The sequence below is a fragment of the Streptomyces sp. XH2 genome (genome assembly GCF_049725035.1).
Classification (GTDB): Bacteria; Actinomycetota; Actinomycetes; order Streptomycetales; family Streptomycetaceae; genus Streptomyces; species Streptomyces roseoverticillatus.
On the sequence record NZ_JBMMMZ010000011.1, the window covers coordinates 93,549 to 117,600 of the forward strand.

Here is a 24,052-nt window from a genome sequence, read left to right on the forward strand (position 1 = left end):
CCCATGAGCGACGCACCCGCCAACCCCTTCGACGGCGACGGACCCTTTCTCGTCCTCGTCAACGCCGAGGGCCGGCACAGCCTCTGGCCGGGTTTCGCCGCCGTACCGGACGGCTGGACCGCCGTCCACGGCCCCTGCGCGCGGCAGCAGGCCCTGGACTGGATCACCGAGAACTGGACCGACCTGACCCCGGCGGCCCAGGGGTGAAGGGCATCAACCCGCGCGTCGCCGTCGTGATCGTGTACACGGCGGCGATGTGCATGAACGGCCTCGACTCCACCATCGTGGGCCCGGCGCTGCTGACCATCGCCCGGGACTTCGGCGAACCGGTCTCCGCCGCCAACACCGTCGAGGTCGCCTTCCTGGTGGCGCTCGCCGTCGCCCTGCCCGTCGCGGGCTGGCTCGGCGACCGCTTCGGCACCAAGAAGGTCTTCCTCGGCGCCCTCGCCGTCTTCACCGCCGCGTCGGCCGCCTGCGGGCTCTCCCAGGGCCTCACGGCGCTGGTCCTCGCGCGCGTCGTGCAGGGCGTCGCGGGCGGCCTGCTCACCCCGGTCGGCATGACGCTGCTCTTCCGCGCCTTCCCGCCGCACGAGCGGATGAAGCTGTCGAAGGTGCTCATCGTGCCGACGGCCCTGATGCCCGCCCTCGGCCCGCCGCTCGGCGGCTTCCTCACCGAGCACTTCTCCTGGCACTGGCTGTTCTTCGTCAACGTGCCGATCGGCGCGGCCGCGGTCCTGCTGGGCGTGGCCGGACTGCGCGAGGAGAAGGAGGACGCCGACGGAGGCTTCGACCTCACCGGCTTCCTGCTGGCCACCCCCGCGCTCGGCCTGCTCACGTACGCGCTGGGCTTCGGCCCCTCGCACGGCTGGACGTCGCCGTCCGTCGCCGTGGCCGGCCCGCTCGGGCTGATCCTGCTCGTCGCCGGCTGCGTCCACCTGCTCCGGGCGAAGAACCCGCTCCTGGAGCTGCGGTTGCTCGCCGACAAGGTCTTCGCCTCGGCCACGGTGCTCGCCCTGGTCACCTCGGCCGGCCTCATGGGCGTCCTCTTCGCGTTCCCGCTGCTCTACCAGGCGGCGCTCGGGGCCTCGGCCCTGGACGCGGGCCTGAGCGTCTTCCCCGAGGCGCTCGGCCTGATGCTGGCCTCCCAGGTCGCCGACCGGCTGATGCCGAAGCTGGGCCCGCGCCTGCTCGCCGTGCCCGCCCTGCTGCTGGCCACGGGCGTGTTCGCGGCGCTGGCCGTGCCGGGCGTGGCGGAGAGCGCGTGGGCGGTGCGCGCGCTGATGTTCTGCGTCGGCCTCGTGCTCGGCACGGCCGTGCTGACCGTCCAGATCGCCGGGTTCGCGGACGTCCCGCCGCCGGCGATGGGCCAGGCGATGGGCCTGTTCACCATCGTGCGCACGCTCGGCGGTGCGCTGGGCATCGCCGCGACCGCCGCGGTGATCGCCGCTTCCGGCGGCGCGCACGGCCAGGACACGGACCCCGGCCCGTACCGGGCGGCGATCCTGGTCACGGCCGGGCTGGTCGCCCTCGGCATGTTCGTCGCCCTGCGGATGCCCAAGGAGGCGCCGGCGCCTCCGCCGTTCGACGACGAGCCGCGGGACGAGGAGATGCAGGCCGCGGCCTGACGCACGGGCCGGCCCGGCGGGGCCGTCGTCGGACTGCGCTGCGGCCGGGGACGGCACCGCCGGACGGCTGCGTCGTGGTACCTCGCCGTTGCGGCGGGCTTTTCCTTCCGCCGCAACGGCGTTGCACTACGGGAGTGAGGGTCCGGCGGAATGCGTGACTGCCGCAACGACGCGTGCGTCGTGACCCGCCGGGCAGGCCTACCTCGGTGCCAGCAGGGCGGCCAGCCCGGTGGCGAGTCCCCCGCGCCAGCACGCGTAGTCGTGGCCGCCGTTGAACTCGCCGTAGGCGACGTCGTAGCCCCGGGCCTCCAGCACGTTGCGCAGGTGGCGGTTCTGGGGGAGGAGCATCCACTCCTGCAGGCCCACCTCCACGCGGAGGCGGACGGGCAGCTTCTCGCTCACCGCGAACTGCCGGGTCAGCCACTCGCTGCCGCCGTCGAACTCCGTGCCGTCCGGCCACCAGAAGGAGCCCGACTGGGACAGGGCGTTGCCGAACCGCTCCGGCCGGCGGAACGCCGCGAACGCGGCCGTGAGACCGCCCGCGCTCTGGCCCGCGACGACCGTGCGCGCCGGGTCGTCCGCCGCCCCGCAGGACCGCGCGGCCCAGGGCAGCAGGACGTCCGCCATCCAGTCGACGAACTCCTCGCTGCAGCTGAGGTCCTCCATGCGGCGCGCGCGGCCCATGGTGTCCACCATCAGCGTGACGGCCTCCGGGAGGCGCTCGTCCGCGTACAGGTTGTCCAGCGTGGTGCCGAAGTCCAGGACCGGCCCCCACATCTCGCCGTCCAGGAGCACGACGACGGGGTACGGGCCGCCGCCCGCCCGGTGCCCGGCGGGCAGGTGCACGTGGACGCGCCGCCCGTCGACGACGGCTTCGGTCCGCGTGCCGCGCGGCACGTCCGCACGGGGATCGCACCAGGGCTGGGCGGGCGCGTCCGGCAGCGCCATCACGGACGAGGGGTTGCGCCCGTCGCGCGAGGGCAGCCGCGGCAGCGTGCTGAGCGGGTCCGGCACGGCCGAATCCAGGACGTTCAGCCAGGACCTGCGGTCCGCGCGCAGCGTCTCCTCGCGCGGTCCGCGGGCCACGAAGAACTGGTACGAGGCCCGGTGGTCGGCCCGCAGCCGGTGGCTGATGGCCCACACGTCCGTGCCGTCCACCTTCTCCATCAGGTGCGGCGAGAGGTCGCCCGCGTGCCGGTCCTTGTCGGTGACCGTGTGGAGGAGGGCCAGCACGTCCGTGGCGGGACGCTCCGGGTCGTCGCGCCACAGGAAGGTGACGAGGCGCCGGGCGGGGTCGCCTTCGGGGTCGGGTTCGACGAGGGGCGTGCCCTTGGTGGCGGCGTGCCGCCAGAAGGTGCCGGCGGCGTCGGGCACGCCGTGCCGCACGGCGGAGGCGAGCTCGCGGAGGAGGGGACTCTGCAGTTCCATGGGCTTCCTTGTCTCGGGCAGGCGGAACGAGGCTGGGGCCGGGCACCAACCAGCCCGTCCGGCGTTTGAGGACGAGTGCGTTCAGCGTGACCGGGGGCCCGGGGGCGGAGCCCCCGGTTCGGGAAGGGGCGGGCAGGGGGAAGCCCCCGGTACTACACCCGCGTCGCCGCCGACCGCCCCAGCAGCACCCACAGCAGGAACGGTCCGCCGAGGACGGTGCTGACGATCCCGACGGGAATCTCCGCCCCGTCGAGCGCGACGCGCCCCACCGTGTCCGCGAGGACGACGAGCGTCGCACCGACGAGCATCGACCCGACGACGGGCACCCGCAGCGGCCCGGCCAGCCGGCCGGCGATCACGGGCGAGGCGAGGGCGATGAAGCCGACGGGCCCGCAGATGCCGACCGCCAGGCCGGCGAGGCCGACCGCGAGCAGCATGCACACCAGCCGCACCCGTCCCGGCGCGACGCCGAGCGACGCCGCGGTGGAGTCGTCGAACCGCAGCACGTTGAGGTGGCGGGCGACGACGAGGGCGAGCGGCACGAGCACGGCGAGGCCGACGAGGACGGGGACGGCCGCGGAGTAGCTGCGGCCGTTGAGGCTGCCGGACGTCCACACGTACAGCGAACTGGCCGAGTTCAGGGAGCGGCGCGAGAGCACGACCTGGGTGACCGCCGAGGCGAGCGCCGACATGGCGAGGCCGACGACGAGGACGCGGTAGCCGCGCTGCCCGAGGCCGCCGGACACGGTGGTGACGACGAGGACGGCGGCGAGCGCGCCGAGCGGCCCGGCCCACCAGGCGCCGAACGTGCCGCTGAGCGTGGCCGACAGCAGGACGGCGGCGGTGGCGCCGTCGTTGACGCCGAGCAGCTCGGGCGTGGCGAGCCGGTTGCGGGCGAGGGTCTGCGTCAGGCAGCCGGCGAGCCCGAGGGCCGCGCCCGCGGCCAGCCCGGCCACGATCCGGCCGAGCCGGAACTTCTGGACGAGCAGGACGTCGAAGCGGTCGCCCGACCCGAAGACGGCGCTGAACGTGCGGCCCAGGCCCATCTCGCTCTGCCCGGCATACGCGGACAGCACGACGGCGCCGACGAGCACGGCGGCGAGGGCGAACGCGGCGACGGCGGCGCGGCGGTGCACGAGCAGCGACAGGGAGCCGGTGCGGACGACGAGGCTGTCGCCGCCGTCTGCCTTGCGGGGCGGCGGCCGCCGGACGGCGGCCGCGCGGCCGCCCTTCGGGCCCTCGTCCGCGGCGGGGTCGGTCATGCCCATCGAGGCCATCCGCCGGGAGCGGACGATGCCGATGAGGACGGGCGCGCCGAAGAGCGCGATGATGACGGAGACGGGCGCCTCGAACGGGCGGGAGACCACGCGGGCCAGGACGTCGGAGCCGGTGAGCACGCCCGCGCCGATGAGGCCGGCGAGCACGAGCTGCGCCGTCAGGCGGGGCCCGGTGACGGCCCGCGCGAGGAATCCGGCGAGCAGGCCGAGGAAGGAGATGGGGCCGACGAGCGCCACCGACGCCGCGGTGAGCAGGGTCACGGCCACGGCCACCACGACGCGGATGACGCCGGGCCGGTGGCCCAGCCCCTTGGCGAGGTCGTCGCCGAGGGCGAGGGCGGACAGCGGACGGGCGATGAGGAGCGCCACGACGAAGCCGGCGGCGAGGACGGGCGCGAGGCTCGTCAGCTTGGTGAAGCCCTCGACGCCCGCGAGGGAGCCGAGGACCCAGAAGCGGAAGCGGTCGTAGGTCTCGGCGGAGTTCACGATGAGCACGCTGGTGATGCCGCCGAAGGTGGCTCCCAGCGCGGACCCGGCGAGCACCAGGCGCATCGGGGAGCCGCCGCCGCGGCGGTTCGCGATGAGCAGCACCAGGGCGCTGGCGAGGACGGCGCCGCCGAACGCCCACAGCAGGTAGCCGTAGCCGCTGTGCACGCCGAGGAAGGCGATGCCGACGACGACGCCGAGCGACGCGCCCGCGTTGACGCCGAGCAGGCCGGTCTCGGCCAGGGGGTTGCGGGTGACGGCCTGCAGCAGGCAGCCGGCGGTGCCGAGGGCGGCGCCGACGGCCAGCGCGGTGAGCGTGCGGGGGAGGCGCAGGTCGCCCACGACCAGCGACAGGCGGGAGCTGTCCCGCGCCCCGTGCCGGCCGAGGACGTAGTCCAGCACGTCCCCGGCCCCGACCTCGCCGGCCCCGACGGACAGCGACAGGGCGGACAGCACGAGGACCGCCAGCACGAGCGCGGCCGAGGCGGTCAGGACGGCCCGGTTGCCGTGCACGCGCCCCGCCGGGGCCTGTTGGCCGGCGGGCTGCACCTCCGGGGGGCCCACTTGCGAGACAGTCATAAGGTAAGGCTAGCCTAAGAACTTTGTGTTCCCGCAGGCGAGGTGGGGTGACCTCGATCGCCCGGGGTTCCCTCGTGCCCCCGCGCCAGCGGAACCCCGCAGCGCAGGTTCCAGCGGCCGCCGCGGCCCGTCAGTTCGGTCAGCGACAGGGGCTGGACGTCCAGACGCCAGAACACCTGCGCCGGCAGCGCCAGGCCGTGGACCACCGCGGCGCGGATCACCGCCGGGGCGGCCACGGCCAGGACCCTGCCGTCCTCCAGGCCGTCCAGCCATGCCCCGACGCGCGCGACGACGCCGCGGACCGACTCGCCGCCGTGCGGCGCCGCATCCGGGTCCGTCAACCAGGCGGCGACCGCCTCGGGTTCGGAGGCGCCGAGCTCCGCCAGAGCGCGGCCCTCCCAGCGGCCCGCGCCGAGGTCGCGGAGGGCGGGCTCGGCCCCGGCGCCGTCCGCGCCGAGGACCGCCGCCGTCTCCCGGCAGCGGGGGGACGGCGTGGTCAGCACCCGGCCCGCCGCGGGCAGCCGTCCGGCCTCCCGCGTACGGCGCAGCGCCGTCGCGTCGAGAGGGCCGTCGTCCCCGAACCGGGCCTCGTGCGCGGCGGCCGCGGCGGGTGAGATCAGCATCACACGGACGGTCATGGTGGTCGTCATCTCCCTTGGCCGGTAAGCCTGTCAACGGGCGGTGTCCGCCGCGAATCAGCAGATCACGGACACCACGGGGGCCGTGCGCCGGGGTGCGCATCCGTACGCCGTGGCGCAGGCCACCGGCGCGCGGTACGGTCGCGTGGCAATGACGACGGTGTGACGGAAGTCCGGTGAGAACCCGGCACGGTCGCGCCACTGTGTACCCGGCGGAACGCCCGCAGGGAAGTCAGACCCCGCACTGTCGTCCTAGGCCCCGATTATTGGGACGCGTGTTTTCCCAGGAGGTTCTGCCATGGCCCAGTCCACCGCCCCGGCCCCCGCTGCGTCCACCGCCATACCCGCGGTAGCGCCCATCTCGCTGAAGGAGATCGCCCCGTGGGCGCTCTTCGTCGGCGTCCTCATGCTCGTCCTGCTGTACTTCGTCGGCGCCGAGCAGGGCGCCACCTCCGTCATCTCCGGCGAGAACGTGCACGAGTGGGTCCACGACGGGCGCCACCTGCTCGGTTTCCCCTGCCACTGACGACCGGCCGGGGGGTACCACCGTGAACTCGATCTCCGTCAGAGCCCTGCTCGTCCGCGGCATGCTCGCGGGCCTCGCCGCCGGCGTCCTGGCCCTCGTCGTCGCCTATCTGCTCGGCGAGCCCCACGTGGACTCGGCCATCGCCTTCGAGGAGGCGCACAGCCACGACCACGGCGGGGGTGAGGAGCCGGTCAGCCGCACCCTGCAGTCCACGGCCGGCCTGGCCACCGGCATCCTCGTGTACGGCGTCGCCCTGGGCGGCATCGCCTCGCTGGTCTTCTGCGCGGCGCTGGGCCGGATCGGCCGCTTCGGCCCCCGGGCCACGGCCGCACTGGTCTCGATGGGCGCGCTCGTCGCCGTCTACGTCGTGCCGTTCCTGAAGTACCCGGCGAACCCGCCGTCCGTCGGCGACCCCGACTCGATCGGCAAGCGCACCGCGCTGTACTTCCTGATGATCGCGCTCAGCGTCCTGCTGGCGGTCGCCGCGGTCATCCTCGGCAAGCGCCTCGCGCCCCGCCTGGGCAACTGGAACGCCGCCGTCGCGGCGGGCGCGGCCTTCGTGGTCGCGGTCGGCCTCGCCTACGCGTTCCTGCCCTCGGTCAACGAGCTGCCCGACGACTTCCCGGCGGGCCTGCTCTGGAAGTTCCGCCTGTCGGCCCTCGCCATCCAGCTCCTGCTGTGGACGGGCTTCGGCCTCGTCTTCGGTCACTTCGCCGAGCGGCTCCTGGCCCCCCGGGCCGGGGCGCCGGGGGAGAAGGCGCGGACGGCGGCGCCCGCGAGCTGAGCGGCGGCCCGCGACCGGCCGCCCCGAGAAGAGAAGAGCCCGCCCGGGTCCCCCGGGCGGGCTCTTCCTCGTACCACACCAGCCCCCGCGCGTCCCGTCAGCATCCGAAGTCCCGTTCACCCGTGAGGGGTTCGGATTTCTTCCTCCGCGCGGGCCGGTGCGACGATGCCGCTCGCCCCGACCCGACACCCGAGGAATGGAGCCTTGATGCAGCGACGTGGGGGAGAGCAGGACCGCCGCCGGGGAGCGTGGGGAGCGCCCTTGGCGGCAACGGTGACGGCGACGGCCGCGGCGGTCGCCGCCGCCCTCCCGGCACCGGCCGCGCAGGCCGCACCCGGCCCTTCGGTCGGCGCGAAGGGCGCCTACCTGATGGACGCCCGCTCCGGGCGCTCCCTGTGGGGCAAGGCGGCGACGGTCCGGCGGCCCATGGCCAGCACCACGAAGATCATGACCGCGGTGGTCGTCCTCGACACCCCGGGAGCGGACCTCGACCGGCAGATCGAGATCAAGCAGTCCTACCGCGACTACGTCCAGCGGACCGAGGCGAGCACGGCCGACCTCCGCACCGGCGACAAGCTGACCGCGCGTCAGCTGCTCTACGCGCTGATGCTCCCCTCCGGCTGCGACGCCGCCTACGCCCTCGCCGACGCCTTCGGCACCGGCCCCGACGAGGCGGCCCGCACCAAGTCCTTCGTCGCCAAGATGAACGCCAAGGCCCGCCGGCTCGGGCTGAGCGGCACCAACTACGACTCCTTCGACGGCATCTCCTCCGCGGGCCGGAACTACTCCACCCCGCAGGACCTGGCCGAGCTCTCCGCGTACGCCCTGCGCAACAGCACCTTCCGCACGGTCACGGGCGCCCTGAACACCCAGCAGAAGGCCAAGAACGTCAACCGGCTCTACACCTGGTACAACACCAACAAGCTCCTCGGCTCGTACGGCGGCGTCACCGGCGTCAAGACCGGGACCACCTCCGCCGCGGGCCCCTGCCTGGTCTTCGCCGCGCGGAACGGCGGCCGCACCGTCGTCGGCGTCATCCTCAACGACGCCGCGAGCCGCTACCCGGACGCCGCGAAGATGCTCGACTACGCCTTCAAGAAGCACACGCCCCTGAACCTGCGCCGGCTCCCCTCCGCGGCGCACGAGGACTGACCGCCCGCCCTCCCTCCAGGCCCGCGAGCCCGGACCCCGTCGGGGGTCCGGGCTCGCGTTGTACCAACTCCCAGGAACCAGCGGTGATTTATACCTGAACGAGTGAACAGTCTGCGGGGAACTGCGGGTTGGCGAACGCTCCCGCGGGCCGGGGCGGTTAGAGTCCTACCTGTCCGGAAACGGGCACCGGAAAGCCGCGGACACCCCGACGGCACCGGACGAGCAGCCGTCCGCCGGGGTCCCGTCCACCACCCTCAGTCCGACTTCCACGGCACGCCGCCGCGTACCGCAGCCCCGGCGTGCCCCTCGGCCATGCCCTTGGCACGGATCGGTTCACCGACGCGTCTCGCCGCCAAGCACCAGCGCCCTCCTGCCCGCACCCGCCGGCCAGTCCCACCGCCCTCAGGAGGCTTCCATGTCCCGCCCCGCGTCCACCGCGGCGTCACGCAGCGCGCCACCCACCGCGCCCGCGACCGGCCCGCGAGCCTACCCCGCACCGGAGCCACGGTGACGCCCTTCGCGCGGCGGCCGCCGCGCACGTTCCCCGTGTCGGAGAGCGAACTCCTGCTGTTCGGCGGGGCCTTGCGGCCCGACAAGGCCTTCGTCACCCACGAACGGCCCCTGCTGCGGCTCTCCTTCTGGGCGATGGCCCGTCAGCTGCCCGCCATGGTCGCCACCGTCGCCCGGGCCGCCTGGCACGAGGACCCCCGGGCGCTGTGCACGCTGCTCGGCGCCGAACTGGGCCAGGGCCTCACGCGCGCCTTCGGGCTGGTCGCCGCCAACCGGGCCCTGACCGCCCTCTTCACCGCCGGCCCCACCCCCGCCCGGCTGCGCGAAGCCCTGCCGTCGCTGCTCGCGGTCACGTCCGTCGCCGCCACCACCGTCCTGCTCTCGGCCGTCTCCCTGGCGGCCGCCGGACAGCTGGAGCCGAAGGTGGAGCGGGTGTGCACCGCCCGCTTCTACCGCGGCGCCGTCCGCGTCGAGCTCGCGGTGCTGGAGGACAAGGACTTCCACCGCCTCCTCGACGCCGGCCGCTTCGGCACCGACTCGGTCCGCCTGATGATCGGCTCGTCCGTCACGGTCGTCAACGCCCTCGTGGGACTGGCCGCTTCGGCCGGAGTGCTCGCGCTGCTGCACCCCTCGCTCGTCTTCATGCTCGTCCTCGTCGCGGCCCCCAAGGGCTGGGGCGCGGTCGTCACCGCCCGGCGCCAGTACGCCTCCCGGCACGCCTGGATCGAGCACCGGCGCGCCATCTCCGTCATCACCTCCACGCTCACCGGCCACGACACCGCCGCCGAGATCCGCGTGCACGGCGCCGGCCGCATGCTCGTCGGCGCCTACGACGACATGGCCGCCACCGTCGAGAAGGAGCAGCAGCGCCTCGCCCGCGCCGAAGCGCTCACGTGCAGCGCCGCGTCCGCCCTCTCGGGGGGCGGCGCGCTCGCCGTCTACGGCGTGCTGTGGCTGCTGCTCGCCTCCGGCGGGATGCCGCTGGCCGTCGCCGGCACCGCGGTCATCGCCGTCCGGGCCGCCGGCGCGAGCCTCACCGCGCTGGTGACCCAGACCAACCGCCTCTACGAGGAGGCCATGTACCTCGGCGACCTGGAGCGCGCCTGCGCGGAGGCCGAGCGCCACGCCATCCCCGCGGGCGGCACGCCGCTGCCGCACGGCGTGAAGGAGATCCGGCTGGAGAAGGTCACCTTCGTCTACCCCGGCGCCCCGGCGGCCGCGCTCAGCGACGTGAGCCTGACCGTCCCGCCCGGCAAGGTCGTCGCCCTGGTCGGGGCGAACGGCTCCGGCAAGACCACCCTGTCCAAGCTGGTCGCCGGGCTGTACCTGCCCACCTCCGGGCACCTGTACTGGAACGGCGTCGAGATCCGCGACGCCGACCGCGACCAGCTCTTCGACCACGTGGCCGTCCTCTCCCAGGATTTCCCCCGCTGGCCCATGACCGCCCGCGCCAACGTGCACATCGGCTGCCCCGGGACGCCCCCGGACCAGGCCCGCATCGAGCGCGCGGCCGCCGAGTCCGGCGCCACCGGCGTCGTCGCGTCCCTGCCGCACCAGTGGGACAGCCTCGTGGTCAAGGGCTTCGAGCGCGGCACGCAGATCTCCGGCGGCCAGTGGCAGCGCCTGGGCAGCGCCCGCGCGCGCTACCGCCGCGCGCCCCTGCTGATCGTCGACGAGCCGACCTCGGCCCTCGACCCGCGCGCGGAGGCCGAGGCGTTCCAGTCGCTGCGCACGCTGACCGACGACGGCACGACCGTCCTGCTGATCACCCACCGGCTCGCCGCCACGGCCACCGCCGACCTCATCTACGTCCTCGACCACGGGCGGGTGGTGGGCAAGGGCACGCACGAGGAGCTGATGGCCGTCGAGGGCGGCCTGTACCGGTCGATGTACGAGCTCCAGGCCGCCCAGTACGGCGTCGGTGCGCCGCAGTCCGCCGCCGGTGCCGCCCCCGGTCCGGCTCCCGCTCCCGCCACGGCCACCGCCCCGGCCCGGCGCACGAGTTCGCCCCATGCACAGCCCGCCCAGACCTGAGGACCGCGCGGCCGTCCCGCCCGCCGCACCCCCCCCGCACACGCCGCTGCCGGCCCCGCCGGAGCCGCTGGGTCCGCTGGCGAGCACCCTGCGCGATGTGCTGGGGTGCCTGGGTGTGATCACGGCCGCGGTTCTCATCTCCATGCTCTGTGTCCATCTCGGCCAGGCCTTTCCCGGGCTAAGGGGAACGCCCTGAGGCCCCTCCGGGTTACGCCCGGCGCCCGCCCGAATTCCGGAACGCTTCCGCGGCCGCCGGCGGGCGCCGGGAAAATCGGGGTGAATTCACGGTTCCGGGTGCGGCCCGGTCCCGCCGTTTTCCCTGTATTGAGCAAGTGTCTACAGGCGCAGCAGGGTTGTGACGGCCCACCGACCCCGCTCACCTGGCCTTCCGGCGGCTGACGGGAACCGGGGAACGGTTGTCCTACGCGCAGTCTGGCGCACTCGGGTGGCGCCTCCTACCATTCGAACGCTCCCCGTCCCCAGGGGTTCTTGGGAGGCAGGGCATGGCATGTTCATGCCCTAACCGAACCATGCTCCCACCCATTCCGGTCCGGCGTCCTCCGGGATCCCGGCCGAAATGAAGTCGCTCATTCCGAGGACAACCGATTGGAGAGCCATGCCCGGCGGCCTTATCGCAGGAGCCGCGCTCGCGGCACTGTTCGCCTCACCGATATCCACGTACGACGCGTCGATCATCGTCAATCCGCCCCCGGACAAGATCGTGATCGAGATCGCCACGGTCAACGGCTCCGGTTGCCCCGCGGGCACGGCCGCGGTGGCCGTCGCGCCCGACAACACGGCCTTCACGGTCACCTACAGCGACTACCTCGCCCAGGTGGGCGTGGGGTCCAAGCCGACCGACTTCCGCAAGAACTGCCAGCTCAACCTGATCGTGCACGTCCCGCAGGGCTTCACGTACGCCATCGCCAGCGCGGACTACCGCGGCTACGCGAAGCTGGAGCCCGGTGCGAGCGGCACGGAGAAGGCCTCGTACTACTTCCAGGGGTCCTCCGTGACCACGCCCATCAGCCACACCTTCCGCGGCAACTACGCGGACAACTGGCAGGCCACCGACCGCGTCGACGTGGCCGCGCTGGTCTGGGCCCCCTGCGGCGAGAAGCGGAACTTCAACATCAACACGGAGCTGCGGGTCAACGCGGGCACCTCCGACCCGTCCAAGACCACCAGCTTCATGACGATGGACTCCACCGACGGCGACCTCAACACCATCTACCACCTGGCCTGGAAGGAGTGCCCGAGAAAGTAGCGGCGCCGCTCACCGGGGCGGCGCGAATTTGCGCCGCCCCCACCGGCCCCCACCTGCGGCGATCGCACTGCGCACGGACACCGTGACCAAGTGGGTATAGACCTCTGGCGAAAAGCAGGCGACTGTGGGGGGAACCACATCCAGCGCCCCTCGGCGCTATCCCGATTGCACGTGAGCCACATGTATGCGACCAGCCGCGACACCGCGAGCCCCTTGCATTCGGCTGACGCCCTCACCAGCGCCACCGACCCGGCGATCGCCCTCTGGGCCGCCTCCCCGCGGAAGCTCCCCGCTCCCTGGGGTCCCCACATCCCCCTGTGCATGCACGGCCCGCTCTCCCGGCGGCATCCCCACCCCGGCCTGCCGCCCGGCACCCGGCCGCCCGGCCGCGCCACACAGGCCCTCTCCCTCCCGGCGACGGAGCGTTCCGTCGCGGCCGCCCGCAGGTTCTCCCGGTCCCTGCTGGCCGAGTGGGGCCTGCACGAGCTCGCCGACGACGCGGCCCTCCTGCTCTCGGAGCTCGTCACCAACGCCGTCGTGCACGTGCCGGGGACGCCCCAGGGCATCCAGCTCGTCCTGAGCCGGGGCGAGGGCCACCTCGTCGCCCAGGTCACCGACCCCGGCGGCTACCTGCCCCGCTGCGGCGAGGCCGGGCCCGACAGCGAGAACGGGCGCGGCATGTGGCTCGTCGAGCAGATCGCCGCCCAGTGGGGCCACCACGCCTCCGGCAACGGCAAGACCGTCTGGTTCACCCTCCGCCTCCCCTAGCCGCGCCGCCGCGCGGCAGTCGCCCGGCCGCCCCGCGGCTGCGCGCCCGCCCGGTTCGGAGAGACCATGGAGTCGCTGCGGCGGGCGGAAGGAGGTCCTCGATGGGCGCGACCGACGCATTCCGGGCCCGCCCCGTCCAGCAGACCTCCGGCCGTGCGCCGTACGTGCCCGGCGGCCTGCTGGACGTGCTGGGCGTGGCCGCCGGAGTGCTGGACCGCGAGGGCCGGATCGTCCTGTGGAGCCCGCAGGCCGAGCGGCTCTTCGGCTGGAGCGCGGCCGAGGCGCTCGGGCAGTACGCCGCCCGGCTGCTGGTCGCCGAGGACGACGTCGAGGCGGTGCTGACGCTGTTCGCCGAGGTCATGGGCGGGGGCGAGACCTTCGCCGTGGTCTTCCCCGCCCGGCACAAGGACGGCGGCACCCGGCTCGTCGAATTCCGCAACGTACGCCTGGAGGACCGGCACGGCGAGTTCTTCGCCCTCGGCATCGCCACCGACCGGGAGGTCCTGCGCAAGGTCGAGCGGGACCTCGCCCTCTCCCTCGGCCTGGTCACCCAGTCCCCGATCGGCCTCGCGGTCCTCGACACCGCCCTGCGCTACGTCATGGTCAACCCCGCCCTCGAACGCATCTACGGCCTGCGCGCCGAGCAGTGCACCGGACGCACCGTCCGCGAGGTGCTGCCCCGCGCGGACACCGGCGCCATCGAGGCCGCCATGCGCGAGGTCCTCGCCACCGGCACCCCGCTGCTCGACCGGATCGCCGTCGGCCACGAGGGCGGCGGCGCGAGCGAGGAGGAGGCCCAGCTCGTCTCGTACTACCGCCTGGAGGACCCGGGCGGCCAGATCCTCGGCGTCGCCACCTCCCTCGTCGACGTCAGCGACCGCCACCGCACCCTCGAGGAGGCCCGGCGCCGCACCGCGCTCATCGCCGACGCCTCCGTGCTGATCGGCACCACGCTGGAGCTGGAGCAGACCGCGCACGAGCTCGCCGAGGTCGTGGTGCCCCGGCTCGCCGACGTCGCGGCCGTCGACGTCCTCGACAGCGTCGTCGAAGGCCGCACCGGCGCCCCGGCGGGCCGTGCCGCGGTCTTCCGGGCCCTGGCCGTCGCCGCCGCGCGCGGCACCGACGCCGCGGCGTCCGCGGCCTGCGCCGACGCCGTACGGGCCGCCGACCCGCCCGGCCGGATCGCCAAGTACGACCACGACCGGCTCGTCGCCCGCTGCGTGCGCACCGGCCGCCCGGTCAGGGTCTCGCGCGTGCACGCCGAGGACCTGCCGGAGATCGCCCGCGACGCCGACGCGGCCCGCCTGCTCGCCCGCGCCGGCCTGCACTCCTACATGGCCGTGCCGCTCATCGCCCGCGGCGAGGTGCTCGGCGCCCTCGACCTCAAGCGCATCAGCAACCCCCGCCCCTTCGGCGAGGACGACGCCGCCCTCGCCGCCGAGCTCGCCGCCCGCGCCGCGGTCTCCATCGACAACGCCCGCTGGTACCAGCGCGAGCGCGCCACCGCCCTCACCCTCCAGCGCAGCCTGCTGCCCCAGCGGCCCCAGGACCCCGTCGGCCTGGAGATCGCCTTCCGCTACCAGCCCGCCGGCAGCGCCAGCAGGGTCGGCGGCGACTGGTTCGACGTCATCCCGCAGGACGGGGAGAAGAGCGCCCTGGTCGTCGGCGACGTCATGGGCAGCGGCATCAACGCCGCGGCCGCCATGGGACAGCTGCGCACCGCCGCCCGCACCCTCTCCCAGCTCGGCCTCGACCCGGCCCGGGTGCTGCACCACCTCGACCACACCGCCAGTGGTCTCGACCAGATGATCGCGACGTGCCTGTACGCCGTGTACGACCCGCGGAGCGGCCGCTGCTGCGTGGCCAACGCCGGCCACCTCCCACCCGTCCGCCTCCGCCCCGGCCGCCCCCCGGCCCTCTTCGACCTCCCCGCCGGTGCCCCGCTGGGCGTCGGCGGCGTCCCCTTCGAGAACACGGCCGTCGACTTCGCGCCCGGCGACGGCCTCGTCCTCTACACCGACGGCCTGGTGGAGACCCGCGACGAGGCGATCGACGCCCGCCTCGAAGCGCTCCTCGCCGTCCTGAAGGACGCCCCCGCCGGCCTGGAGGCCACCTGCGACCTCCTCCTGACGTCCCTGCGCCCGGGCAACGACCAGGACGACGTGGCCCTGCTCATCGCCCGGGTGGTCCCGGCGCCTCCTGCCGTCCCGTGACCGTGACCGGCGGCTCCCGCGCAGGACGGGCGCCGGTCAGGGCCTCACCGGGTCACTTCAGGCGGACCTGGTAGAGCGTGCGCCGGTTCTCGACGGTGAGCCGCACCTCGCCCTTGGCGCCCGCGTACGCTCCCGTGCCGCCGACGACGGCGGCGTCGGTGCGGTACGGGCCCCGGCCGAAGCGGTTCTCCATGGACTCCAGGACCAGGGTGCCGTCCGGCCCCCGCAGCACGTACCGGCACTGGGCCACCACGCCCTCGTACCGGGTGAGGACGACCGTGCAGACGGCGCTGCCGTCCCCGGCCGGCTTGCCGGACGGGTCCTGCAGGTCGGCGTAGACCGCCCAGGTGTCGCCCTCCCGGGGGTGTTCGGGCGGGCTCCCGGTGCGGTGCACGGCGGTCAGGGCGAGGCTCTTCTCCCCGTCGGCCGCCGCGGGTTGCGGTGACGGCAGGGCGACGGCGACGGCAGTGGCCGCCACGGCGGCAGCAGCGGCCACGGCGGCGGCTTGGCGGCGCATCAGGCGCATCGGGCACCTCCGGCTCGTACGGACGGGTCGGGCTCCCACGTACCCCGCTCCCGGTGCGTTCACCCCACCCGGCGTATGGCGCCCGCACAATTCCCGTCACGAAGACTTCACCCGCCGGGGAAGGGAGTTCCTCCCGGCGGGTGACGGCCGTGCGCCGGGAATCAGGTGAACTGTCCCGGCTCCGGGGGCAGTTCCGCCAGGGTCGGGTACGACGGCTGCGCACCCGGCCGGGTCACGGACGCGGCGCCGACCCGTACGGCGAAGCGCGCCGCCTCGGCCAGCGAGGCGCCGGCGGCCAGCCGGGCCGCGAGGGCGCCCGTGAAGGCGTCCCCGGCGCCGGTGGTGTCGACGGCCTCGGCCTTGATGCCGGGCACCGCCACCGCCTCCCGGGCCCCCGCGTCCAGGGTGAGCGCCCCCTCGGCGCCGAGGGTGACGACGACCGAGCGGGCGCCCTGGTCGCGCAGGGCGCGGGCCCACGCGTCCGGCGTGCCGTCGACGAGCTCCGTCAGGTGCCGGGCCTCGTGCTCGTTGACGACCAGCGGGTCGGCCGCCGTGAGGACCTCGGTGTCCAGCCGGTCCGGCGCCGGCGAGGGGTTGACCACCACGCGCGCGCCCGCGTCCCGGGCGGTCTCGGCGGCCGCCCGCACGGTCGCGGGCGGGATCTCCAGCTGCAGGGAGACCACGGCCGAGGAGGCGATGACCTCCCGCGCCGCCTCGACGTCCTCCGGCAGGAGCCGGGCGTTCGCCCCCGGCGAGACCACGATGCTGTTGTCCCCGTCCGGGCCGACGACGATCATCGCCGTGCCCGTCCGCGCGCCCGCCTCGACCAGCACGTGCCGCAGCTCCGTGCCGGCCTCGCGCTGCCCGGCCAGCAGCAGTTCGCCGAACGCGTCGTCACCGACCTTGGCCAGCAGCGCCGTCCGGGCGCCGAGGCGGGCCGCCGCGGCGGCCTGGTTGGCGCCCTTGCCGCCCGCCGACTCGACCAGATCCGTGCCCGGCACGGTCTCGCCCGCGCCGGGCCGGCGCTCCACCCGGACCGTCAGGTCCGCGTTGGCCGACCCCACCACCAGTACGTCGTACATCTTCTCGTCACCCATCGAATCCGTCCGCGTTCTCCTTGGTCACCAGCACGACCGGCACCTCCACACGGGCCGGCAACCGCTCGCCCCGCGCCGCCTTCACCGCCCAGTCCACCGCCTGCCGCCCCAGCAGCCGCGGCTGCTGGGCGACGGTCGCGGTCAGCGTCCCCGCCCGGACGGCGGCGAGCCCGTCCGGCGTGCCGTCGAAGGCCACGACCTTCACCCTCCTGCCCGATGCGGAGCCCAGGGCCTTCGCCGCGCCGAGCGCCATCTCGTCGTTCGCGGCGAAGACGCCCGCGATGTCCCGGTGCGCCTGGAGCATGTTCGCCATCACGTCCATGCCCTTGGTGCGGTCGAAGTCGGCGGGCTGCCGCGCCACGACCTCGATGCCCGGGTAGGCCCTGATGCCCTCCTCGAAGCCCCGGCCGCGCTCGCGCGCCGCCGACGTCCCCGGCTGCCCTTCCAGGAACGCCACCTTCCCCCGGCCGCCGAGGGAACCGGCGAGCGTCCTGGCCGCCAGCCGCCCGCCCTCGGTGTTGTCGGAGGCGATCGTCGAGCCGACCCGGCCGCCGTTCACGCCCCGGTCGATGGAGATCACCGGCACCTTCGCCCGGTTGGCCACGCTCACGGCCGGGACCGCGGCGTCGGAGTCGACCGGATTGATGACGGCGGCCTTGACGTTCTGACTGGTGAACGTCTCCATCTGGCTGATCTGCTGGGTGGGGTCGTTCTGCGCGTCCGTGATGTTGATCTTCAGGCCGCGGGCCTCCGCCTCCGCCCGGGCGCCCTCCTTGATGCCGACGAAGAAGGGGTTGTTCATCGTCGACAGGGCGAGCCCCAGGTCGGTGTTCCCGCCACGGTCGCAGCCGGACAGGGACAGGGCCAAGGCCGCGGTGAGCGCCGCCGTCACCGCCGGGACGCGCTTCATCGCGCGCTCCGGCGGCGCAGCGTGTCCAGCAGCACGGCCAGCGCGATGACCAGGCCCGTCGCCACCTGCTGCCAGAACGCCGACACGCTCAGCAGGTTGAGGCCGTTGCGCAGCACCGCGAGGATCAGCGCGCCGATCAGCGTGCCGGACGCCTTGCCGGAGCCGCCCGACAGGCTCGCCCCGCCGATCACCACGGCCGCGATCGCGTCCAGCTCGTAGCCCATCGCGGCCTGCGGCTGCGCCGACGTCAGCCGGGCGGCCAGCACGATGCCGGCCACCGCCGCGAACAGCCCGGACAACGCGTAGATGACGAGCTTGCGGCGCCGGACGTCGATCCCCGACAGCCGGGCAGCCTCCTCATTGCCGCCGATCGCGAACATCGCGCGGCCGGTGTACGTACGGGCCAGGATCAGCGCCGCGAGCGCTCCCGTGACGACCAGCACGAGGACCGGCACGGGCAGCCGGCCGCCGAGCGTGTCGCCGAGCCCGCCGAGAGCGGAGGGGAAGGCGATGGGGGAGCCGCCGGAGATCACGAGGGCCAGCCCGCGGCCGACCGAGAGCATCGCCAGGGTGGCGATGAACGCGGGCAGCCTCCCGTACGCGACGAGTGCGCCGGAGACCAGCCCCGCCGCCGCGCCCACGGCCAGGCCGAGCAGCACCGACAGCCAGACGGGCAGGCCCTCCTTCGTCGCGCACCACGCCACGACGGTCGCCGACAGGGCGGCGACCGAGCCGACGGACAGGTCGATGCCCGCCGACACGATCACGAACGTGACGCCGAAGGCCAGGATCGCCGTCACCGACGCCTGCACGCCCACGTTGAGGAGGTTCTGCCCGTTCAGGAAGTCCCGGGACAGCACCGCCATCACCACGACCAGGGCGACCAGCCCGCCCAGCGGGCCGTTGCGGAGCACCGCCCTCGCGAACCACTGCCCGGGGGCGCTGCTCCCGGGCGCCCGCAGCACCTCAGCCGACATCGGAGCCCTCCATCGCGCTCGCCTCGTACACCTTGCCGCCGTCCACCGGCCGGACGGCCAGCTCCATCACCGCGTCCTGCGTGGCCCGCTCGCCCGCCAGCTCCCCGGCGATCCGGCCCTGGGCCATGACCAGCACCCGGTCGCTCATGCCGAGCACCTCGGGCAGGTCGCTGGAGATCATCAGCACGGCGTGGCCCGCCGCCGTCAGCTCGTTGACGAGCCGGTAGATCTCGACCTTCGCGCCGACGTCGATGCCGCGCGTCGGCTCGTCGAGGATCAGCAGCCGGGCCCCGGCCAGCAGCCACTTGCCGATGACGATCTTCTGCTGGTTGCCGCCGGAGAGGGTGCGCGCGGACTGCTCCAGGCCGCTCATGCGCACCTTCAGCCGCTGCGCGACCGCGGCCGCCTCCCGCCGCTGGCCGCGCCGGTCCACGAAGCCGCCCCGGGTGTCCCGTTCCAGCCGGGCCAGGGTGAGGTTGTCGCCCAGCGAGGCGTCCAGCAGCAGGCCCTGGCCCTTGCGGTCCTCGGGGACGAGACCGAGCCCGGCCCGCATCGCCGCCCGGACGTCGCCGCGCGCCAGTTCCCGGCCGCTGACCTCGACGGTCCCGGCGTCGTAGCGGTCCACGCCGAACAGCGCCCGCGCCACCTCCGTGCGGCCCGCCCCGACCAGGCCCGCGAGCCCCACGACCTCGCCGGCCCGGACGTCGAAGCCGATGTCGCGGAAGGCGGGCTCGCGGGTCAGCCCGCGCACGCGCAGCAGCGGCGCGCCGGGCTCCGCGGGCCGCTCGCGCGGATACTGCTCGGCGATGTCGCGGCCGACCATCAGCCGGATCAGCTCGTCCTCGTCGGTCGTGGCGGGCACCTCGGCGACCGAGCGGCCGTCGCGCAGGACCGTGACCCGGTCCCCGAGCGCTGCGATCTCCTCCAGGTGGTGGGTGATGAAGACGATGCCGACACCGCTGTCGCGCAGCTCGCGGACGATGCCGAAGAGCGTGCCCACCTCCTCGGAGGTGAGCACCGCCGTCGGCTCGTCCATGATCAGGACGCGGGCGCCGAGGCTCAGGGCCTTGGCGATCTCCACCATCTGCAGGCGGGCGATGCCCAGCTCCGCGACCGGGGCGGCGGGGGAGACGTCCAGGCGTACGCGGCGCAGGAGTTCCGCGGCCCGCGCCCGCATGGTGCGCCGGTCGACCAGTCCGAGGCGGGTGCGCGGCGGGCGGCCCAGGAAGATGTTCTCGGCGACGCTCAGGCCGGGCACGAGGTTGAACTCCTGGTGGATGGTGGCGATGCCGAGCCGTTCCGCGTCCTGCGCGGAACGGACCGCGACCTCGCGGCCGGCCACCAGGATGCGGCCCGTGTCGGGCCGGTGGACGCCGGCGAGCATCTTGATCAGGGTGCTCTTGCCGGCGCCGTTCTCGCCGAGGAGCACGTGCACCTCGCCCGCGCGCAGGTCCAGGTCGACGCCGTCCAGGGCGCGGACGCCCGGGAACGCCTTGGTGACCCCCTCGACCCGCAGTAGCTCGCGGCCGTCCGGAACGTCGTCGTTGACGCCGGTCATGCGCTGCCCCTCTCCTGATGTCAGTGGGTTGCCGGTCCGCCCGTCAGCGGGGTGCCGGTTCGCCGCAGGAGCGGCGCTTCACGAGCCGGGCGGGGAGCAGCACGGACGGGGCCTCGCGGCCCTCGATGCGCTCCAGCAGCGTGTGCACGGCGGCCTCGCCCAGCGCGCGCGTGGGCTGGGCGACGGCCGTGAGCGGCGGGTCGAGGTGGGCGAACCACGCCACGTCGTCGAAGGCGACGAGCGCGACGTCGGAGGGGACGCGCAGACCCCGCGCCCGCACCTCGTCCAGGGCGCCGAGCGCCATCAGGTTGTCGGTGGCCAGCACGGCGTCCGGCGGCTCCGGGAGGTCCAGCAGCCGCCGCATCACCTGCCGGCCGCCCTCCGGGCGCAGGTCCGGCGAGGCGCCGGCGCGCTCCGGAGGCAGGGCGATGCCGTGGGCGGCGAGGGCCGCCCGGAACAGCTCCAGGCGCTCGTCCCCGACGGGCGTCCCGGCCGGCGCGACGATGACGGCCGGCCGACGCCGTCCCAGTGCCGCCAGGTGCGCCGCGAGCTCCGTCAGCGCGGCCCGGCCCTCCGCCCGGACGCAGGGGGCGGCGACGCCCGGCACCGTGCGGTCGAGGAGCACGAGCGGCGTGCCGGCGCCGGCGGCCTCGCGGAGCATCGCCGAGCCGGTGCCCGCGGAGCTGACCAGCAGGCCGTCGATGCGCCGGTCGAGGAGGGTGCGGATGTGGTCGTCCTGCTGCCGCGTGCTCTCGCCGGCGTTGCCGATGATCAGGCTGTAGCCCAGCCGCCGGGCCTCCTGCTCGACGGCGTCGGCCAGCTCGGTGAAGAAGGGGTTGCGCAGGTCGCTGATGACGAGCCCGAGCGTACGGGTGCGCGCGGTGCGCAGGGCGCGGGCGACGACGTTGGGCCGGTAGCCGAGCTCGGCCACGGCGGCCAGCACGCGCTCGCGGGTCTCGGCCACGGGGGAGCGGCCGTTGAGGACGCGGGAGACGGTGGCGACGGAGACGCCGGCCCGCTCGGCGACGTCCTTGATGTTCGCCATGGCGCTGCGCCTCCCGGCCCCGGTCGTGCAATCGATTTCGTGCGGCTGCTGTGCGGGCCAGGTAATCGATTACACGACCGGGGCGTCAAGGTTTGGCCACGGTGACGCACGTCACGCGCGCCGGCGGGTCGCCCCCGTCACCCCCGCCGGCTCCACTCCGCCACCTCCGGCATGTCCACGCCGTGTTCGCGGATCCACGCGTGATGCCGCGTCCGCGCGTCCGCCATCGCCTGCCGTACGGACGCCGCGCGCACGCCCAGGCCCGGCACCCGGTCGATGACGTCCATGACGAGGCGGTAGCGGTCGAGGTCGTTGCGGACGACCATGTCGAAGGGGGTGGTCGTCGTTCCGGCCTCCTTGTAGCCGCGGACGTGCAGGTTGGCATGGCCCGCGCGCCGGTAGGCGAGGCGGTGGACCAGCCACGGATAGCCGTGGTAGGCGAAGATGACGGGCTTGTCGGTCGTGAACAGCGCGTCGTACTCCGTGTCCGGCATGCCGTGCGGATGCTCCTCCCGCGGCATGAGCCGGGTCATGTCGACGACGTTGACGACCCGCAGGGCGAGCTGGGGCAGTTCGTGGCGGAGCAGGTCGGCGGCGGCCAGCACCTCCTGGGTGGGGACGTCGCCGGCGCAGGCGAGGACGGCGTCCGGGGGCCGGTCGCCGGTCTCGGTGCCCGCCCAGTCCCACACGCCCGCGCCGCGGGCGCAGTGCGCGCGGGCCGCGTCCAGGCCGAGCCAGTCGAAGCAGGGCTGCTTGCCGGCGACGACGACGTTGACGTAGTCGCGGCTGCGCAGCACGTGATCGGCCACGCACAGCAGCGTGTTGGCGTCCGGGGGCAGATAGACGCGCACGACCTCGGGGGACTTGTTGAGGACGTGGTCGACGAAGCCGGGGTCCTGGTGGGAGAAGCCGTTGTGGTCCTGGCGCCAGACGTGCGAGGTCAGCAGGTAGTTGAGGGAGGGCACGGGGCGGCGCCACGGCAGGGTCCGCGCGGTCCTGAGCCACTTGATGTGCTGGTTGACCATCGAGTCGACGATGTGGACGAACGCTTCGTAGCAGGAGAACAGGCCGTGCCGGCCGGTGAGGGTGTAGCCCTCCAGCCAGCCCTGGCAGAGGTGTTCGGACAGCACCTCCATCACCCGGCCGTCGCGGGCGAGGTGCTCGTCCGTGGGCAGCTGCCCGGCCTGCCACGCGTTGCCGGTGACCGCGTAGAGGGCTTCGAGCCGGTTGGAGGCAGTCTCGTCCGGGCCGACGACGCGGAAGTTCCGGCTGACCGCCGTGTCGGCCATGATCTGGGCCAGCAGCCCGCCGAGGACCCGGGTCGGCTCGTGCAGGGTGGCGCCCGGCTTGTCGACGGGCACCGCGTAGTGCTCCAGGGGAGGAACGGGCAGGGAGCGCGTGAACAGGCCGCCGTTGGCGTGCGGGTTGGCGCCGAGCCGCCGGCCGCCCTCCGGTACGCACGCGAGGACGTCGGTACGCGGCCGCCCGTCCTCGTCGAAGAGCTCTTCCGGCCGGTACGAGCGCAGCCACGCCTCCAGCTGCCGCAGGTGGTCGGGGTTGTCTCGGACGCCCGCGAGCGGCACCTGGTGGGAGCGCCACGTGCCCTCCACGGGCACGCCGTCGACCTCGCGCGGGCCCGTCCAGCCCTTGGGCGTACGGAGCACGATCACCGGCCAGTGCGGCCGGTCGGTCACTCCCTCCTCACGGGCGACGCGCTGGGCGAGCGCGATGTGGTCCAGGGCCCGGTCCATGGCGTGGGCCAGGGCGCGGTGCACTTCCATGGGGTGGTCGCCGGTCACGTGGATCGGCTCGTGGCCGTACCCGCGCAGGAGCTTGTCCAGCTCGCCCTCGGGCAGGCGGGACAGCACCGTCGGGTTGGCGATCTTGTAGCCGTTGAGGTGCAGGACCGGCAGGACGGCGCCGTCGTGGACGGGGTCGAGGAACTTGTTCGCGTGCCAGGAGGCGGCGAGCGGGCCGGTCTCGGCCTCGCCGTCGCCGATGACGCAGGCCACGAGCAGGCCCGGGTTGTCGAGGGCGGCCCCGTAGGCGTGGGCGAGGGAGTAGCCCAGCTCGCCGCCCTCGTGGAGGGAGCCGGGGGTCTCCGGGGCGACGTGGCTGGGCACGCCGCCGGGGAAGGAGAACTGCCGGAACAGCCGCTCCATGCCCTCGGCGTCGCGGCTGACGTCCGGGTAGACCTCGCTGTAGCTGCCCTCCAGCCACGCGTTGGCGAGCACGGCGGGGCCGCCGTGCCCGGGCCCCCAGATGCAGACGGCGTCCAGCCCGCGCGCCTTGACGACGCGGTTGAGGTGGGTGTGGATCAGATTGAGGCCGGGGGAGGTGCCCCAGTGGCCGAGCGGGCGGGGCTTGATGTGCTCGGGTTCCAGGGGGACGGCCAGCAGCGGGTTGCTCAGCAGGTAGATCTGGCCGGCGGACAGGTAGTTGGCGGCGCGCCAGTGGGCGTCGAGCGCGGCCAGTTCGGTGTCGGAGGGCCCGTCCGGCTGCGGGCCTGCGGGTCCGCCCGTCTCCGGTCCGGCGGTGCGGTCGGCGTGCTCGGGCATACGGCCTCCTCGGGACGCGGTGCCGGGTACCCGTCGCTGTGGGCGGCAAACGCCCGCCGACGGGTACCGGACACGCTGCCAGCCGCCGGCGGGC

17 protein-coding genes and 1 pseudogene are annotated in these 24,052 nt (G+C 74.5%); 9 read left to right on the plus strand and 9 right to left on the minus strand.

Annotation, left to right across the window (positions count from 1 at the left end):
• Positions 1–3: 3 nt before the first annotated feature.
• A complete protein-coding gene (locus ACOTKD_RS22780) occupies positions 4–207 on the plus strand; it encodes an MbtH family protein (protein WP_424890848.1) in 204 nt (67 codons plus the stop codon).
• Positions 204–1,625 (plus strand): DHA2 family efflux MFS transporter permease subunit, encoded by a 1,422-nt coding sequence (locus ACOTKD_RS22785; RefSeq protein WP_424890849.1) that lies wholly within the window; start codon positions 204–206, stop codon positions 1,623–1,625. The genes ACOTKD_RS22780 and ACOTKD_RS22785 overlap by 4 nt, the downstream gene beginning before the upstream one ends.
• Before the next feature lie 198 nt (positions 1,626–1,823).
• Here the strand turns inward: ACOTKD_RS22785 and fes are convergent, their stop codons facing one another.
• The 3 genes from fes to ACOTKD_RS22800 all read right to left on the minus strand — a co-directional run bounded on the left by fes (position 1,824) and on the right by ACOTKD_RS22800 (position 6,033).
• A complete protein-coding gene (fes, locus tag ACOTKD_RS22790; RefSeq protein ID WP_424890850.1) occupies positions 1,824–3,053 on the minus strand; it encodes an enterochelin esterase in 1,230 nt (409 codons plus the stop codon).
• Between the two features lie 152 nt (positions 3,054–3,205).
• A complete protein-coding gene (gene fhuB / locus ACOTKD_RS22795) occupies positions 3,206–5,395 on the minus strand; it encodes a Fe(3+)-hydroxamate ABC transporter permease FhuB (protein WP_424890851.1) in 2,190 nt (729 codons plus the stop codon).
• A gap of 14 nt (positions 5,396–5,409) precedes the next feature.
• Positions 5,410–6,033: a histidine phosphatase family protein gene (locus ACOTKD_RS22800; protein WP_424891059.1), complete on the minus strand. Its 624-nt coding sequence runs from the start codon at positions 6,031–6,033 to the stop codon at positions 5,410–5,412.
• 298 nt (positions 6,034–6,331) lie between these two features.
• Here ACOTKD_RS22800 and ACOTKD_RS22805 point away from each other — a divergent pair, with 298 nt between their 5' ends.
• The 7 genes from ACOTKD_RS22805 to ACOTKD_RS22835 all read left to right on the plus strand — a co-directional run bounded on the left by ACOTKD_RS22805 (position 6,332) and on the right by ACOTKD_RS22835 (position 15,287).
• Positions 6,332–6,559: a CbtB domain-containing protein gene (locus ACOTKD_RS22805; protein WP_424890852.1), complete on the plus strand. Its 228-nt coding sequence runs from the start codon at positions 6,332–6,334 to the stop codon at positions 6,557–6,559.
• A 22-nt stretch (positions 6,560–6,581) separates the two neighbouring features.
• Entirely contained in the window at positions 6,582–7,343 is a 762-nt protein-coding gene (locus tag ACOTKD_RS22810; protein WP_424890853.1) for a CbtA family protein, read from the plus strand.
• Between the two features lie 207 nt (positions 7,344–7,550).
• A complete protein-coding gene (locus tag ACOTKD_RS22815; protein WP_424890854.1) occupies positions 7,551–8,495 on the plus strand; it encodes a D-alanyl-D-alanine carboxypeptidase family protein in 945 nt (314 codons plus the stop codon).
• 507 nt (positions 8,496–9,002) lie between these two features.
• The gene (locus tag ACOTKD_RS22820; RefSeq protein WP_424890855.1) at positions 9,003–11,039 is read left to right on the plus strand and encodes an ABC transporter ATP-binding protein; all 2,037 of its coding nucleotides are present in this window, start codon (positions 9,003–9,005) and stop codon (positions 11,037–11,039) included.
• A gap of 616 nt (positions 11,040–11,655) precedes the next feature.
• Positions 11,656–12,306: a DUF4360 domain-containing protein gene (locus ACOTKD_RS22825; RefSeq protein ID WP_424890856.1), complete on the plus strand. Its 651-nt coding sequence runs from the start codon at positions 11,656–11,658 to the stop codon at positions 12,304–12,306.
• Positions 12,307–12,486: 180 nt separating this feature from the next.
• Positions 12,487–13,074, plus strand: a complete 588-nt coding sequence (locus ACOTKD_RS22830) for an ATP-binding protein (protein WP_424891060.1) — start codon at positions 12,487–12,489, stop codon at positions 13,072–13,074.
• Positions 13,075–13,175: 101 nt separating this feature from the next.
• Entirely contained in the window at positions 13,176–15,287 is a 2,112-nt protein-coding gene (locus ACOTKD_RS22835; RefSeq protein ID WP_424890857.1) for a SpoIIE family protein phosphatase, read from the plus strand.
• A 52-nt stretch (positions 15,288–15,339) separates the two neighbouring features.
• Here ACOTKD_RS22835 and ACOTKD_RS22840 read toward each other — a convergent pair whose 3' ends face one another.
• The 6 genes and pseudogenes from ACOTKD_RS22840 to ACOTKD_RS22865 all read right to left on the minus strand — a co-directional run bounded on the left by ACOTKD_RS22840 (position 15,340) and on the right by ACOTKD_RS22865 (position 23,958).
• A complete protein-coding gene (locus ACOTKD_RS22840; protein ID WP_424890858.1) occupies positions 15,340–15,804 on the minus strand; it encodes a hypothetical protein in 465 nt (154 codons plus the stop codon).
• 170 nt (positions 15,805–15,974) lie between these two features.
• Positions 15,975–16,895 (minus strand): ribokinase, encoded by a 921-nt coding sequence (gene rbsK, locus ACOTKD_RS22845; protein WP_424891061.1) that lies wholly within the window; start codon positions 16,893–16,895, stop codon positions 15,975–15,977.
• A 7-nt stretch (positions 16,896–16,902) separates the two neighbouring features.
• A pseudogene (locus ACOTKD_RS22850) lies at positions 16,903–18,797 on the minus strand (substrate-binding domain-containing protein).
• Positions 18,787–20,355: a sugar ABC transporter ATP-binding protein gene (locus ACOTKD_RS22855; protein WP_424890859.1), complete on the minus strand. Its 1,569-nt coding sequence runs from the start codon at positions 20,353–20,355 to the stop codon at positions 18,787–18,789. The pseudogene ACOTKD_RS22850 and the gene ACOTKD_RS22855 overlap by 11 nt, the downstream one beginning before the upstream one ends.
• Positions 20,356–20,398: 43 nt before the next feature.
• Positions 20,399–21,400: a LacI family DNA-binding transcriptional regulator gene (locus ACOTKD_RS22860; RefSeq protein ID WP_424890860.1), complete on the minus strand. Its 1,002-nt coding sequence runs from the start codon at positions 21,398–21,400 to the stop codon at positions 20,399–20,401.
• 137 nt (positions 21,401–21,537) lie between these two features.
• The gene (locus ACOTKD_RS22865; RefSeq protein ID WP_424890861.1) at positions 21,538–23,958 is read right to left on the minus strand and encodes a phosphoketolase family protein; all 2,421 of its coding nucleotides are present in this window, start codon (positions 23,956–23,958) and stop codon (positions 21,538–21,540) included.
• Positions 23,959–24,052 lie beyond the last annotated feature (94 nt).